The 11,903-nt window shown below is 60.0% G+C and carries 13 protein-coding genes; 7 read left to right on the top strand and 6 right to left on the bottom strand.

The genetic code is table 11. The annotated features are described in order from the left end of the window. The first annotated feature begins 17 nt into the window (after positions 1 to 17). Positions 18 to 302 carry a hypothetical protein gene (locus P5706_RS24680; protein ID WP_200430562.1) on the top strand — a complete coding sequence of 95 codons (285 nt, stop codon included), beginning with the start codon at positions 18 to 20 and terminating at the stop codon, positions 300 to 302. Here the strand turns inward: P5706_RS24680 and P5706_RS24675 are convergent. Both P5706_RS24675 and P5706_RS24670 read right to left on the bottom strand, forming a co-directional pair. After that, positions 299 to 772, bottom strand: a complete 474-nt coding sequence (locus P5706_RS24675) for a cyclic nucleotide-binding domain-containing protein (RefSeq protein ID WP_065929158.1) — start codon at positions 770 to 772, stop codon at positions 299 to 301. The two genes, P5706_RS24680 and P5706_RS24675, sit on opposite strands and share 4 nt — an antisense overlap. A 70-nt stretch (positions 773 to 842) precedes the next feature. Further along, complete coding sequence (locus tag P5706_RS24670; protein ID WP_285682393.1) at positions 843 to 2,885, bottom strand: S9 family peptidase; 2,043 nt, start codon at positions 2,883 to 2,885, stop codon at positions 843 to 845. Positions 2,886 to 2,906: 21 nt separating this feature from the next. Here P5706_RS24670 and P5706_RS24665 point away from each other — a divergent pair, with 21 nt between their 5' ends. Genes P5706_RS24665 through P5706_RS24655 form a run of 3 tightly spaced genes read left to right on the top strand, consistent with a single transcriptional unit; the run spans position 2,907 to position 4,804 of the window. Continuing rightward, positions 2,907 to 3,443 (top strand): MFS transporter, encoded by a 537-nt coding sequence (locus tag P5706_RS24665; protein WP_065929160.1) that lies wholly within the window; start codon positions 2,907 to 2,909, stop codon positions 3,441 to 3,443. Positions 3,444 to 3,473: 30 nt separating this feature from the next. Then, on the top strand, positions 3,474 to 4,250 hold the full coding sequence (locus P5706_RS24660) for a class II glutamine amidotransferase (RefSeq protein WP_285682390.1): 777 nt from the start codon (positions 3,474 to 3,476) through the stop codon (positions 4,248 to 4,250). Positions 4,251 to 4,261: 11 nt separating this feature from the next. Continuing rightward, positions 4,262 to 4,804: a DUF2937 family protein gene (locus P5706_RS24655; RefSeq protein WP_099548664.1), complete on the top strand. Its 543-nt coding sequence runs from the start codon at positions 4,262 to 4,264 to the stop codon at positions 4,802 to 4,804. 109 nt (positions 4,805 to 4,913) lie between these two features. Here the strand turns inward: P5706_RS24655 and P5706_RS24650 are convergent, their stop codons facing one another. After that, the gene (locus tag P5706_RS24650; RefSeq protein ID WP_200430559.1) at positions 4,914 to 5,834 is read right to left on the bottom strand and encodes a LysR family transcriptional regulator; all 921 of its coding nucleotides are present in this window, start codon (positions 5,832 to 5,834) and stop codon (positions 4,914 to 4,916) included. 175 nt (positions 5,835 to 6,009) lie between these two features. Here P5706_RS24650 and P5706_RS24645 point away from each other — a divergent pair, with 175 nt between their 5' ends. Genes P5706_RS24645 through P5706_RS24635 form a run of 3 tightly spaced genes read left to right on the top strand, consistent with a single transcriptional unit; the run spans position 6,010 to position 8,362 of the window. Beyond that, positions 6,010 to 6,750, top strand: a complete 741-nt coding sequence (locus tag P5706_RS24645; protein ID WP_285682386.1) for a 5-oxoprolinase subunit PxpA — start codon at positions 6,010 to 6,012, stop codon at positions 6,748 to 6,750. After that, a complete protein-coding gene (locus tag P5706_RS24640) occupies positions 6,747 to 7,451 on the top strand; it encodes a 5-oxoprolinase subunit B family protein (protein WP_285682384.1) in 705 nt (234 codons plus the stop codon). The genes P5706_RS24645 and P5706_RS24640 overlap by 4 nt, the downstream gene beginning before the upstream one ends. Continuing rightward, entirely contained in the window at positions 7,448 to 8,362 is a 915-nt protein-coding gene (locus P5706_RS24635) for a 5-oxoprolinase subunit C family protein (protein WP_285682382.1), read from the top strand. The genes P5706_RS24640 and P5706_RS24635 overlap by 4 nt, the downstream gene beginning before the upstream one ends. A 107-nt stretch (positions 8,363 to 8,469) precedes the next feature. Here P5706_RS24635 and P5706_RS24630 read toward each other — a convergent pair whose 3' ends face one another. From P5706_RS24630 to P5706_RS24620, 3 genes are all read right to left on the bottom strand, one after another. After that, positions 8,470 to 9,648, bottom strand: a complete 1,179-nt coding sequence (locus P5706_RS24630) for a vWA domain-containing protein (protein WP_285682380.1) — start codon at positions 9,646 to 9,648, stop codon at positions 8,470 to 8,472. Then, complete coding sequence (locus P5706_RS24625) at positions 9,648 to 10,493, bottom strand: AAA family ATPase (protein WP_017137402.1); 846 nt, start codon at positions 10,491 to 10,493, stop codon at positions 9,648 to 9,650. Before P5706_RS24625 ends, P5706_RS24630 begins: the two co-directional genes overlap by 1 nt. Positions 10,494 to 10,730: 237 nt before the next feature. Continuing rightward, on the bottom strand, positions 10,731 to 11,807 hold the full coding sequence (locus tag P5706_RS24620; protein ID WP_200430552.1) for a DUF748 domain-containing protein: 1,077 nt from the start codon (positions 11,805 to 11,807) through the stop codon (positions 10,731 to 10,733). Positions 11,808 to 11,903: the final 96 nt, after the last annotated feature.

Below are 11,903 nucleotides of genomic sequence, written 5' to 3'. Positions count from 1 at the left end.
AGGCCATGGAGCCATCGATGAAGTGCAGCATTCTAACGGTCATTGCGTTAAGCGCGCTCACATTGGGTGCGGCGCAGGCGCAAGAGGCGCAAACCGTGCCCGTGGCGCCTACGCCAACCCCCGGCGCGCCGGGCACGCCGACGCCCACCTTGTACCCGCAAGTCACCCCGCCCGTGGCGCCCAAAGCCACCGCGAATGGTTCACCCGCGCTGGTGCCGATTGTGTTGCCAACGCCGCCCAAGGATCAAACGGTGCCCGGCCTGCTGCAAAATGACAGCAAGCCGAAGACGCCCGGTGGTTAAAATTGCTGGGACAGTAATTGCCCGTCGGCCATGCGCAGGCGCTTGGACAAGGCAATCGCAATCGCGCGAATGATCTTGGCCGCCACCCTGGGTGCCTCGTTGAGCATTTTTTCCAGTGCATCCTTGCCCAGGTTCAACAGCACGCAATCACTGGCGGCCACGCAGCTGGCAGAGCGCCGCTCGCCGTCGAGCACGGCCATTTCGCCAAAGGCCCGGCCGCTGCGCAGGGTGGCGATGGTCAGGCGCTGGCCGCTGTGATTGGTTTTTTGCACGGCCACCTGGCCGCTGTGCAAGATGCACATGAAGGTGCCTGCATCGCCCTCGAGGAAAATCACCTCGTCGCGGGCGATGCTGCTGATATTGAAGTAGCCGGCGGCCACGTGAAAATCTTCCGGTAACAGCGGGTCGAACAGGCCGCAATCCATGAGCATGTCGCGGATTTCGTTGTTCATCAGAGTCGGTAGTGGCATAGCTGCAATCTTGGTCCATCAATCAAGTCGGGCGGTCTTGTGTTCAGACAGGACCGCCTGACTAAGTTCCTTAAACGAGGCCCAGGGCCTTGAAGACAAACCCATATTCGAGCGCTACGTCACGTAATCCTTGATAACGCCCGCTCATCCCGCCATGGCCGGCGCCAAGTTCGGTCTTGAGCAGCAACAGGTTGTGGTCGGTTTTGGTGTCGCGCAATTTGGCCACCCACTTGGCCGCTTCCCAATACTGCACGCGGCTGTCGTTATAACCGGCGATCACCAGCATGTGCGGATAAGCCTGGGCCTGGACGTTTTCGTACGGCGCGTAGGCCTTGATGCGTTCATACACCTCGGGTTCTTGCGGGTTGCCCCACTCGTCGTACTCGGTGATGGTCAATGGCAGGTCCGGGTCGAGCATGGTGTTGAGCACATCGACGAACGGCACTTCGGCAATCGCCGCCTGGAACAGCTCCGGGCGTTGGTTGAGCACAGCGCCGATCAACAGGCCGCCGGCGCTGCCGCCGCTGATAGCCAGCTGCTTGGAGGTGGTCAGCCCTTCGGCGATCAAGTGCTCGGCGCAGGCGATAAAGTCGCTGAACGTGTTCTGTTTATGTTCCTGCTTGCCATTGCGGTACCAGGCTTCACCCAGTTCGCCGCCGCCACGCACATGCGCGATGGCAAAGGCCACGCCGCGCTCCAGCAGGCTCAGGCGCGCATGCGAAAACCACGGGTCGAGGCTTGAGCCGTAGGCACCGTAGCCATAGAGGTACAGCGGCGTGGGTTTGCCCAACTGATCACGCTTGACGACCAGGCTGATCGGCACCTGAGTGCCATCTGCAGAAGTCGCCCACAACCGTTGGCTGACATAATCGTCGGCGTTGAACACGCCGAGTACCGGGGTTTCCTTGAGCACTACCTGCGCGCCGCTGGCCAGTTCAAGCTGGCGCACCTGGGCCGGACGGTTCAGGGCTTCGTAACGCAGGCGGATCTTGTCGCTGGCAAATTCCAGGCTGTTCTGTACGTAAAGGCTGTAGGCGGCGTCAGGCAGTTCCACGCGATAGGCGGTCGAACCCTGCGGGTGAACTTCGATCACCGGCAGGCCGCCGATGCGCAGACTCAAGGTCATGGCGCCGGCATTGAGGGTCACGCCGTCGAGCATCACGTCGTCGCTGTGGGGGATCAGGTTTTGCCATTGGTCCTCGGTCGGCGCAGTGCCAGTGTCGGCGGCGACGAACAGCGCATAGTTGATGCCGTCACGGTTGCTGCGGATAAACCAGGTCCATTGGTCATCCAGCATGCCGTGGTCGACATCGTACTCATGGTCTTCGACCCGTGGCGCCAGGCAGGTGAAATCCTGTTGCGGCTGTTCGGCGTCCAGCGCCCAGATTTCGCTGGTGGTCTTGCTGCCCAGGGCCAACAGCAATTGACGCTCGGAGCTGGAACGGTAGCAATGCAGGAAGAACCGCCCATCGGGCTCGTGGAACACTTCCTGCGCTGCCGTGCCATCCAGGCGGTAGCGGTAAAGCTTGTGCGGGCGATGGGTGTCATCCAGTTCGCCGAAGAACAGCGTCAGGCTGTCGTTGGCCCAGGTCATGCTGCCGTCGCAGTCTTCGAACTCCAGTTCGCTGACTTTGCCGGTGGCCAATTCCTTCACGTACAGGGTGTAAATCTCTTCACCGCTGGTGTCGAGGCTGTAGGCCAGGCGCAGGTGGTCGGGGCTGATGCTGAACGCACCGAGGGAGAAAAAGCCGCCATTGGCCAGCACGTTCGGGTCCAGCAGCAACTCTTCGCTGCTTTCGTCTACCGTGTTGCTGTCATCCGCCGGGCGACGGCAGCGGTAGTGGCGGGCGTATTCATCACCGGCGGTGGTGCGCGTGTAATACAGGTACGGCCCCCACGGCGAAGGCAACGACAGGTCGGTTTCCAGGATGCGGCCCTTGATCTCTTCGAACAGGTTTTCACGCAGGGCTTTCTGGTCGGCGAGCTGGGCTTCCTGCCAGGCGTTTTCGGCCTTTAGGTAATCGAGCACTTCAGCTGTGTCACGCTCTTGCAGCCAGGCGTACGGGTCTGGGCCTTGGGCCTTGCGGGCGATCGGGGCAGTCGATATAGGCATGGATCACTCTCTGTCTGGCGGATGGTGGCAGGCATTGCAGCCGAGACACGCAAAAGCCGTTATCATAGCCGCCTCTTTGCCAGCCTTGCCATGGACACCATGACCGAGAACGACTATCTGACCGCTTGGGGCCTTTACGCCTTCGCCGCTTTGGGCTGCCTGTTGGTGTGGTGGCGCATGACCCGCTGGATCTGGCGCTGGCTGCGCGAGCCGCTGCAATTGCTGATGGCGGTGTTGCTGTTCAGCCCGACCATCGTCGACCCGGTCAAGACCCAGTTTGCGCCAGCCGTGGCCATTACCGCCCTGGACCTGGTGCTGCATGTGGGCAATAACGCCTGGCGGGCCATTTCCGACCTGTTCATGTACACGATGATCGCGTTTGGCGTGTATATCGTGATCGTGTTGATCCGCTGGCCCATCGAGCGTGCCGCCAACGCGCGCCGTGAGCGCAAGGCCGCCGCCGACGCCGCACTGGCCGCCGAGCCGGTAGACGAAGACGACGAACCGTTCCGTCGCCCGGCGCCTGCCGGCAACCTGCGGGTTGAGCCGCGCCTTTAACGTTGTAAGCCCTGCAGCGAGAGCCCTGGCATGTGTGAATTATTGGGCATGAGTGCCAACGTCCCCACCGATATCGTGTTCAGCTTTACCGGGCTGATGCAGCGGGGCGGGCGTACCGGCCCCCACCGTGACGGTTGGGGCATCGCGTTTTACGAAGGTCGTGGCCTGCGGCTGTTCCAGGACCCGGCCGCGAGCAGCGAGTCGGAAGTGGCGCTGCTGGTGCAGCGTTACCCGATCAAAAGTGAAGTGGTGATCGGCCATATCCGCCAAGCCAATGTGGGTAAGGTGAGCCTGGCCAACACTCACCCGTTCGTGCGCGAACTGTGGGGCCGTAACTGGTGTTTTGCGCATAACGGCCAATTGGCCGACTTCAACCCGCGCGCCAACTTCTACCGGCCGGTGGGCGATACCGACAGCGAAGCGGCGTTCTGCGACCTGCTCAACCGCGTGCGCGAAGCTTTCCCGGAGCCTGTCGACATCGAGCAAGTGCTGCCGGACCTGATCGCCGCCTGCGCCGAATACCGCAGCAAAGGCGTGTTCAACTGCCTGCTCAGCGACGGTGACTGGCTGTTTTGCTACTGCTCGACCAAACTGGCACAGATCACCCGGCGCGCACCGTTTGGCCCGGCGCGCCTGAAGGATGTCGACGTGATCGTCGATTTTCAGGCCGAAACCACGCCCAATGACGTGGTCACGGTGATCGCCACCGAACCCTTGACCGACAATGAAAACTGGACCCGCTACGAACCGGGCCAATGGAGCCTGTGGCGACGCGGTGAATGCGTCAGCCAAGGCGTTACCGAGTAAGGATATCGACCATGTTGCTCAGTTATCTGCGGTTGGTGCTGTTTGCCATTGGCTTGTTGGTCGGCGTGCAAGTGCCGGGGTTTATCAACGACTACGCCAAGCGCGTTGAAGCCCATTTGATCGAGGCCCAGACCGGCCTGCGCGGCTTTGATGCCACGGCGCAGCAGTTCTTCAATGGGGACTTGCAGGCGTTGGTGGCCCATTACCGCGCCAGTGATGATCCGGTGTTTCGCAGCGATGCCAACAGCCTGGGCACTTTGCTCGATCGTCAGGTGGCGTTGGACAAGCAGTTCCAGGCCATGCAAGGCCCTTGGTACATCCGCGCGCTGCAAGTGGCGGTGGCGGCCGACCCGGATATCCGCCTGGAAACCTGGAATGGCTACAGCTACCAGATCCTGCTGACGCCTGAGGCGATGGGTTGGGGCCTGGGCGGGGCGATGCTGTTGTCGTTCGGCATCGAATGCCTGTTCCGCCTGATCGACTGGGTGGTGTTGGGCGGCAAGCGCCTGCGTCAGAGCCGGCCGATCGAAGAACGTGACCTTAAAGGCCTCTAAAGACCAACATGGTCAACTGTGGGAGCTGGCTTGCCTGCGATAGCGGTGGGTCAGTTCGCACATCTGCAACTGATAGGCCGCTATCGCAGGCAAGCCAGCTCCCACCTTTTTAAACCGGTTTCGCCAGCAGCATCCGGTTTTCACCCACTTCCTCGGCATACCGCGCCACGACTTTCTGGCACAACTCCACAATCTCCTCCACCAACTCCACCCCCACACGCCATGACACCACCACCTGCAAATTCGGCAGGCGTTGCGCCATCGGCAGCATCACCAATTCCCCGCGCGCCAATTCTTCCATCACCAGCACCGGTGGCAGCGCGCCAATGCCGAAACCATCGCGCAGCAAGCGCGTAATCGCCGACACCGAGTTCACACAGTTCATGCGTGGCGAAGCTATCCCGTTGGCCTGCATCAGGCTCAGCACATCCTGGTGCGGGTGGGAATTTTTCGAGTAGGTGATGATGCGCTCCTGGGCCAGTTCGGCGAGGGAGGCGTAGTCGCGGTTGTAGATAGACTGGCTGGCGACGATCCAGGCCATGGGATGGCTGGCCAGCTCCAGGCTGCGCACGGTTTCCAGGCGCAGCAGGTCGGTTTGCAGGATCAGGTCGAGGAAGCCTTTTTGCAGCTGATCGCTGAGGTTAAGCGCCGTATCGGCGACCAGTTCGATTTCTACCCGCGGGAAATGCTCCATCAATTGCGCCACCAACTGGCTCAGCCAGGTGTGGATCACCGTGTCCATGGCGCCGATCCGAATCCGTCCGACCTTGCTGCTGGTGGTCTCCAGTGACTGCTTGAGGCCCTGCATGGTCACCATCATCTGCTCGGCGTAATCGAGCACCTTCAAGCCTTCCGGGGTCAGGCTCACGCCGCGTGAATCGCGCAGAAACAGCTTCACACCCAACTCGCTTTCGAGCACGGCGATGCGGCTGGAAATCGAGGCCTGGGTGGTGAACAACTTCTCGGCGGTCAGGCGAAAGCTCTTGAGCTTGGCCACCCAGACGAAGGTTTCGAGGAACTTCAAATTCATGGGATCAACTTTTCTTATGCTTGGATCGGTTTTTATTAGTTGGACGCCGCCCCCGGCGAACGCCAAAAATCGGACCATCGCACGATAAGCTTCGCTGGGGTGTCAGGACAAGTTGCGAGTTCTGCGTGAAAAATCCCACACTACAAAAAATACAAAGCCTACAGGAGCACCAACCGTGAGCCGCATGCTATTGAATTGTGATATCGGCGAAAGCTTTGGCAACTGGACCCTGGGTCTGGACGCCGAGGTCATGCCGTTCATCGATTGCGCCAACGTGGCCTGCGGCTTTCATGCCGGCGACCCGAGCATCATGCGCAAGACCGTTGGCCTGGCCCTCAAGCACGCTGTGCAGATAGGTGCGCATCCGGCCTACCAGGACCTGCAAGGGTTTGGCCGCCGCTCCATGGCTTATACGCCGCAGGAAATCCAGGACCTGATGCACTATCAGATCGGCGCCCTTGATGGCATTTGCCGTGCCCAGGGTACCCGCGTCAGTTACGTCAAACCCCACGGCGCGTTGTACAACGACATGATGGCCAAACCGGCGCAACTGCGTGCGGTGATGCAGGCTGTGGCCGCGTATGGCAACTTGCCCTTGATGTTGCTGGCCAAAAGCGACAACAGCGAGGCCCAGGCGATGGGCGATGAATTCGGCCTGACCCTGTGGTTCGAAGCCTTTGCCGACCGAGCCTACGACCAAAACGGCCATCTGGTCTCCCGCCAGTTGCCCGGCGCCGTACACCATGATGCGGACACCATCGTGCAGCAAGCTCTGACCATTTCCCGTGGGCAAGCCCTGACTGCCAGCGACGGCAGCCCCTTGGTGTTGCAGGCCAATACCCTGTGCGTACACGGCGACAACGCCAGCTCCATTGCTGCCGTGCAACGTATCCGCGAGGCGTTGAAGCCAGTATGAAACCACGCATTGAAGTGGTGGCGATCGACTGCCTGATGGTGCGTCTGTTTGAGGTGATTGCTGAAGCCAATATGCCGTGGATGCTCGCCGCCACGCAGCGCCTGCGCGAAGGTTTCGGCGCAGCGCTGGTGGATCTGGTGCCGTCCTACACAACCTTGATGGTGCATTACGACCTTAGCGTGTTGAGCCCGGCACAGGCGCGGGAGCTGATCGACGTGGCATTGACTGACCTGCAGCCCCAGGCTCAGGGCAGTGGCCAGTGTCATGTGTTACCGGTGTGGTACGACCTGAGCGTCGGCCCGGAACTCACCTTGCTCGGCCAGCGCAGTGGCCTGGGCATAGACGACGTGATCCGCCGTCACAGTGCCCACCAATACCAAGTATTTGCCCTGGGCTTTGCACCCGGTTTTGCCTTTATGGGGTTGGTGGACGAGATCCTCGCCACACCACGTCTCAACACGCCGCGTAAACGCGTGGCGGCCGGTAGCGTTGGCATTGCCGAGCGCCAGACTGCCGCGTACCCGGTGGTGTCTCCGGGCGGTTGGAACCTGATCGGTCGCACCCCAGCTAAACTGTTCGACCGAGAACGCGACGGCTACAGCCTGATGCAACCCGGCGATACCGTGCGTTTCGAGGCCGTCAGCCACGCCGAATTCATCAACCTGGGTGGCGATGACACACCACTGGAGGCGCAGGCATGAGCCGCTTGTTGATCGAGGCCAGCACGCCGCTGTGCCTGTTACAGGACGCCGGGCGGTTTGGCGTGCGCCACTTGGGCGTGACCCAGGGCGGCGCGCTGGACTGGGTGTCGATGTCCTGGGCCAATTGGCTGCTGGGCAATGCCTTGGATGCGCCGGTGGTGGAAATCACCTTGGGTGGGTTTACCGTGCAGGCTGAAGACTATTGCCTGCTGGCGCTGGCCGGCGCGGACTTGGGTGCCTATATCGACGAGCGCGCCATCAGCCCGGGGCGCAGTTTTATCCTGCAAAAGGGCCAGCGTTTGCGATTCACCCAGCCGTTCAGTGGCGCGCGAGCTTACCTGGCGGCGCCGGGCGGGTTTGATGCCCCGCACGTGTTGGGCAGTTGCGCCACGGTGGTACGTGAGGAACTTGGCGGGTTGGATGGCTTCGGCAAAGCGTTACCCGAAGGCGCGCGACTGGCTTATTCCGGTACGGGCGGCGCGATGCGAGTGCTGAATGAGCCAGCGCTGCTGGTGAAGGCATCACTGGAGGTGATTGTCGGCGCGCAAATCGGCCAATTCAGTGGGCAGAGCTTGTTCGATGCCTTCAACACCGAATGGTCGCTGGACAGCCGCGCCGACCGCATGGGCATGCGCTTGCTGGGTACGCCGTTGCAGTACCAGGGGCCGTCGCTGATCTCCGAAGGGATCCCGTTGGGGGCTATCCAGGTGCCACCGGATGGCCAGCCGATTGTGTTGCTCAATGATCGGCAGACTATTGGTGGCTATCCGCGTTTGGGCGCGTTGACGCCGTTGGCGCTGGCGCGGTTGGCGCAGTGTTTACCGGGGGAGAAGGTGAGGTTGGCGCCGGTGGTGCAGGAGACCGCGCATCGGCAGCACATCGAGTTTTTGCAGCGGTTTTTGAATCGCTAAAAGCATCGCAGGCAAGCCAGCTCCCACAGGGGAATGCATTTCAACTTTGGAATGCATTCAAAATGTGGGAGCTGGCTTGCCTGCGATAGCGTCAGTGAATACACCACCTACTTAGACAGAAAACGCATGCCTTCTTCCAACCCACGCAACGTCAGCGGATACATCTGATCCTCCACCAACTCGCGCACAATCCCCGTCGACGCCGTATATCCCCAGGTGTCTTTCGGGTAGGGGTTAATCCAGATCAGCTTCTTGTACTTGGCCATGAAGCGCTGCATCCACACATACCCAGGCTCTTCATTCCAGTGCTCGACACTGCCACCGGCCTGGGTGATTTCATACGGCGCCATCGACGCATCGCCGATAAAGATCACTTTGTAGTCGGCACCGTACTTGTGCAGCAGGTCCTGGGTAGAGGTGCGCTCCGAGGTGCGGCGCTGGTTGTTCTTCCACACCGACTCGTACACGAAGTTGTGGAAGTAGAAGTACTCCAGGTGTTTGAACTCGGTCTTGCACGCCGAAAACAGCTCTTCGCAGATCTTCACGTGGGCGTCCATCGAGCCGCCAATATCGAACAGCAGCAACAACTTGATGGTGTTGCGCCGCTCCGGGCGCATCTGGATATTCAGTAAACCGGCATCGCGCGCCGTGTGGTCGATGGTGCCGTCGATATCCAGCTCTTCGGCCGCACCCTGGCGCGCAAACTTGCGCAGGCGGCGCAGGGCGATCTTGATGTTGCGCGTGCCCAATTCCACCTGGTCGTCGAGGTTCTTGTACTCGCGCTGGTCCCAGACCTTTACCGCCTTGCCCTGGCGCTTGCCGGCATCGCCAACCCGAATGCCTTCCGGGTTGTAGCCGCCGGAGCCAAACGGGCTGGTGCCGCCGGTGCCGATCCACTTGTTGCCGCCGGCGTGGCGTTCTTTCTGTTCTTCCAGGCGTTTCTTGAATTCTTCGATCAGCTTATCCAGGCCACCAAGGGATTGGATCTGTGCACGTTCTTCATCGGTTAGCGAACGTTCGAATTCCTTGCGCAGCCATTCTTCAGGGATCAATGCCTGCAAGTGCTCGTCGAGTTTTTCCAGGCCATTGAAATAGGCGCCGAACGCGCGGTCGAACTTGTCGAAATGCCGCTCATCCTTGACCAGGATCGCCCTGGCCAAGTAATAAAACTCGTCCATATCAGCGAAGACCACGCGCTGTTTAAGCGCGTTGATCAAGTCGAGCAGCTCGCGCACCGACACCGGCACCTTGGCGGCGCGCATCTCATTGAACAGGTTGAGCAGCATCAGCGATTACCGCGACGGCTCATGAACGCCAGACGCTCCAGCAACTGCACGTCTTGCTCGTTCTTGACCAGAGCGCCGGCCAGCGGCGGAATGGCTTTGGTCGGGTCGCGTTCGCGCAGCACGGCTTCGCCGATGTTGTCGGCCATCAGCAGCTTGAGCCAGTCGACCAGTTCGGAGGTGGATGGCTTTTTCTTCAGGCCCGGCACTTTGCGCACGTCGAAGAACACGTCCAGCGCTTCGCTGACCAAATCCTTCTTGATGTCGGGGTAGTGTACGTCGACGATTTTTTGCAGGGTGCTGCGATCGGGGAAGGCAATGTAGTGGAAGAAGCAGCGGCGCAGGAACGCGTCCGGCAGCTCTTTTTCGTTGTTGGAGGTAATGATGATGATCGGGCGTTTCTTGGCCTTGATGGTCTCGTCGATTTCGTAGACGTAGAACTCCATCTTGTCGAGTTCTTGCAGCAGGTCGTTGGGAAACTCGATGTCGGCCTTGTCGATTTCATCGATCAGCAGAATCACGCGCTCCTCGGACTCGAAGGCTTCCCAGAGCTTGCCCTTTTTCAAGTAATTGCGCACATCGTGGACTTTCTCATTGCCCAGCTGCGAGTCGCGCAGGCGGCTGACCGCGTCGTACTCATACAGGCCTTGATGCGCCTTGGTGGTCGACTTGATGTGCCAGGTGATCAGCTTGGCGCCGAAGGATTCGGCCAGTTGCTCGGCAAGCATGGTCTTGCCGGTGCCCGGTTCGCCCTTGACCAGCAACGGCCGCTCCAGGGTGATGGCGGCGTTGACGGCCAGTTTCAGGTCATCGGTAGCCACATAGGCCTGGGTGCCTTCGAACTTCATCGGTCATTCCTCGAATTCATCAATGCCCGGACTATACCGCGCAGCCCCGGCGACTGTGAACGCAGACGGGTCATTCAGTGTCTGAATGGCCGGTCACGTTGCAGTCCTGCTGCCGGGTCATGATTGTGCTTGTGTGGGAGCTGGCTTGCCTGCGATGCGAGCACCTCGGTTTATCAGTGGCACCGAGGCAAGCCAGCTCCCACACAAGCCAGCTCCCACACAAGCTGGCTGCTGTGTTTAATCTGCAGAAGGCTTGGGTTGTTCGTAGCGGGCATTGAACGCTTGGATGAAACCATTGCGTAAAATCGCCAAAAACGCGGAGAACGCGCTGATATCTTGCTGATGCACGCTGCCACTGAGTTCCACACGGGTAGCAAACTGGTTTTTGTTCTGGTTCTTCAGCACGGTTTCGCTGGTGCCTACCACGGCTTCCCAGATCGAGCGGAAGATGTTTTTGTCCTTGTTTTCCACGTCCTGTTTCCAGTCGAACACTTCTACATCGCGCAGCAGTGGCTTGATATAGCCAGTGAGCTGGCCTTTTTCCGCTTGGGCTTCAATCACCACGTCGCCGGTGCCAGCCTTGAAGTCGAATTTGCCATAGGCCGAGGCGAAGTCGTTCATGCGTTTAAGTTGCAAGTCGCGGGCGCGGAAGCGGAATTCGAAGTCTTCAAAGTTATTTAAAGGATCAAAGGTTGCGTTGGCCTCCATAGGGGCCTGACCCTGCAGCAGGGCCTTGCCTTCGAATCGCGCGTCGCGTTTGCCTTTGAGGTCTACCACGTTGGTCAGGTTGTACAGACTGGCATTGACCTCGGTGGCCTTGATGTTCACCTGGGGCTTGGAGCTGAAATTATGAAAGGCGATTTTGCCATCTTCAATGCGCACTTCATTCAGCGTGATCGGCAGCAGTTTTTTCAACTGTTGCTGCCAGTCGGTGCCTTTACCGGTTTGGGACGCCTGTTTGTTGGCACCGCCGTCGACGAAGTTGATTTCAGGCTTTACGAAATGGCCCTCGGCGACGACGGCATGGTCGTACCACAGCGAGTGCCAACTGACGGCAAATTCAATCAGCGGCGCGTCGACGAACGGCACCGGGACTTTGCCGTCGACCTTGACAATTTTCAGGCCATTGATGCGGTACGCGCCGCGCCACAGCGCCACGTCTACATCGGTGACCTGGCCACGGTAGTCGCCCATGTCGGCCAGCTTGTCGTTCAGGTAATTACGCACCAGATAGGGCAGGGCCAGGTCCAGGGCGATCAGTATTACCACCAGTACGGCGACGATCCATAGCAGCCCACTGTAGCGACGTTTCATGTCAATACTCTCCAACGGTATAGGCGATGGACCGCACGCGCGGGCGCAACGTTCCTCTGACTGGACGCCTAAAGGCCTGAGGCATACCCTTGGGGC

This window comes from Pseudomonas sp. ChxA, assembly GCF_030263855.1.
Classification (GTDB): Bacteria; Pseudomonadota; Gammaproteobacteria; order Pseudomonadales; family Pseudomonadaceae; genus Aquipseudomonas; species Aquipseudomonas fluorescens_CB.
The sequence above is the reverse complement of the archived record's forward strand: the minus strand, read 5'-3'. Positions and strand labels throughout refer to the sequence as shown.

Bases quoted from the DNA above. Each gene is read 5' to 3' on its own strand.
- P5706_RS24680 (WP_200430562.1), top strand. From the start codon at position 18: ATGAAGTGCAGCATTCTAACGGTCATTGCGTTAAGCGCGCTCACATTG.
- P5706_RS24675 (WP_065929158.1), bottom strand. From the start codon at position 772: ATGCCACTACCGACTCTGATGAACAACGAAATCCGCGACATGCTCATG.
- P5706_RS24670 (WP_285682393.1), bottom strand. From the start codon at position 2,885: ATGCCTATATCGACTGCCCCGATCGCCCGCAAGGCCCAAGGCCCAGAC.
- P5706_RS24665 (WP_065929160.1), top strand. From the start codon at position 2,907: ATGGTGGCAGGCATTGCAGCCGAGACACGCAAAAGCCGTTATCATAGC.
- P5706_RS24660 (WP_285682390.1), top strand. From the start codon at position 3,474: ATGTGTGAATTATTGGGCATGAGTGCCAACGTCCCCACCGATATCGTG.
- P5706_RS24655 (WP_099548664.1), top strand. From the start codon at position 4,262: ATGTTGCTCAGTTATCTGCGGTTGGTGCTGTTTGCCATTGGCTTGTTG.
- P5706_RS24650 (WP_200430559.1), bottom strand. From the start codon at position 5,834: ATGAATTTGAAGTTCCTCGAAACCTTCGTCTGGGTGGCCAAGCTCAAG.
- P5706_RS24640 (WP_285682384.1), top strand. From the start codon at position 6,747: ATGAAACCACGCATTGAAGTGGTGGCGATCGACTGCCTGATGGTGCGT.
- P5706_RS24635 (WP_285682382.1), top strand. From the start codon at position 7,448: ATGAGCCGCTTGTTGATCGAGGCCAGCACGCCGCTGTGCCTGTTACAG.
- P5706_RS24630 (WP_285682380.1), bottom strand. From the start codon at position 9,648: ATGCTGCTCAACCTGTTCAATGAGATGCGCGCCGCCAAGGTGCCGGTG.
- P5706_RS24625 (WP_017137402.1), bottom strand. From the start codon at position 10,493: ATGAAGTTCGAAGGCACCCAGGCCTATGTGGCTACCGATGACCTGAAA.
- P5706_RS24620 (WP_200430552.1), bottom strand. From the start codon at position 11,807: ATGAAACGTCGCTACAGTGGGCTGCTATGGATCGTCGCCGTACTGGTG.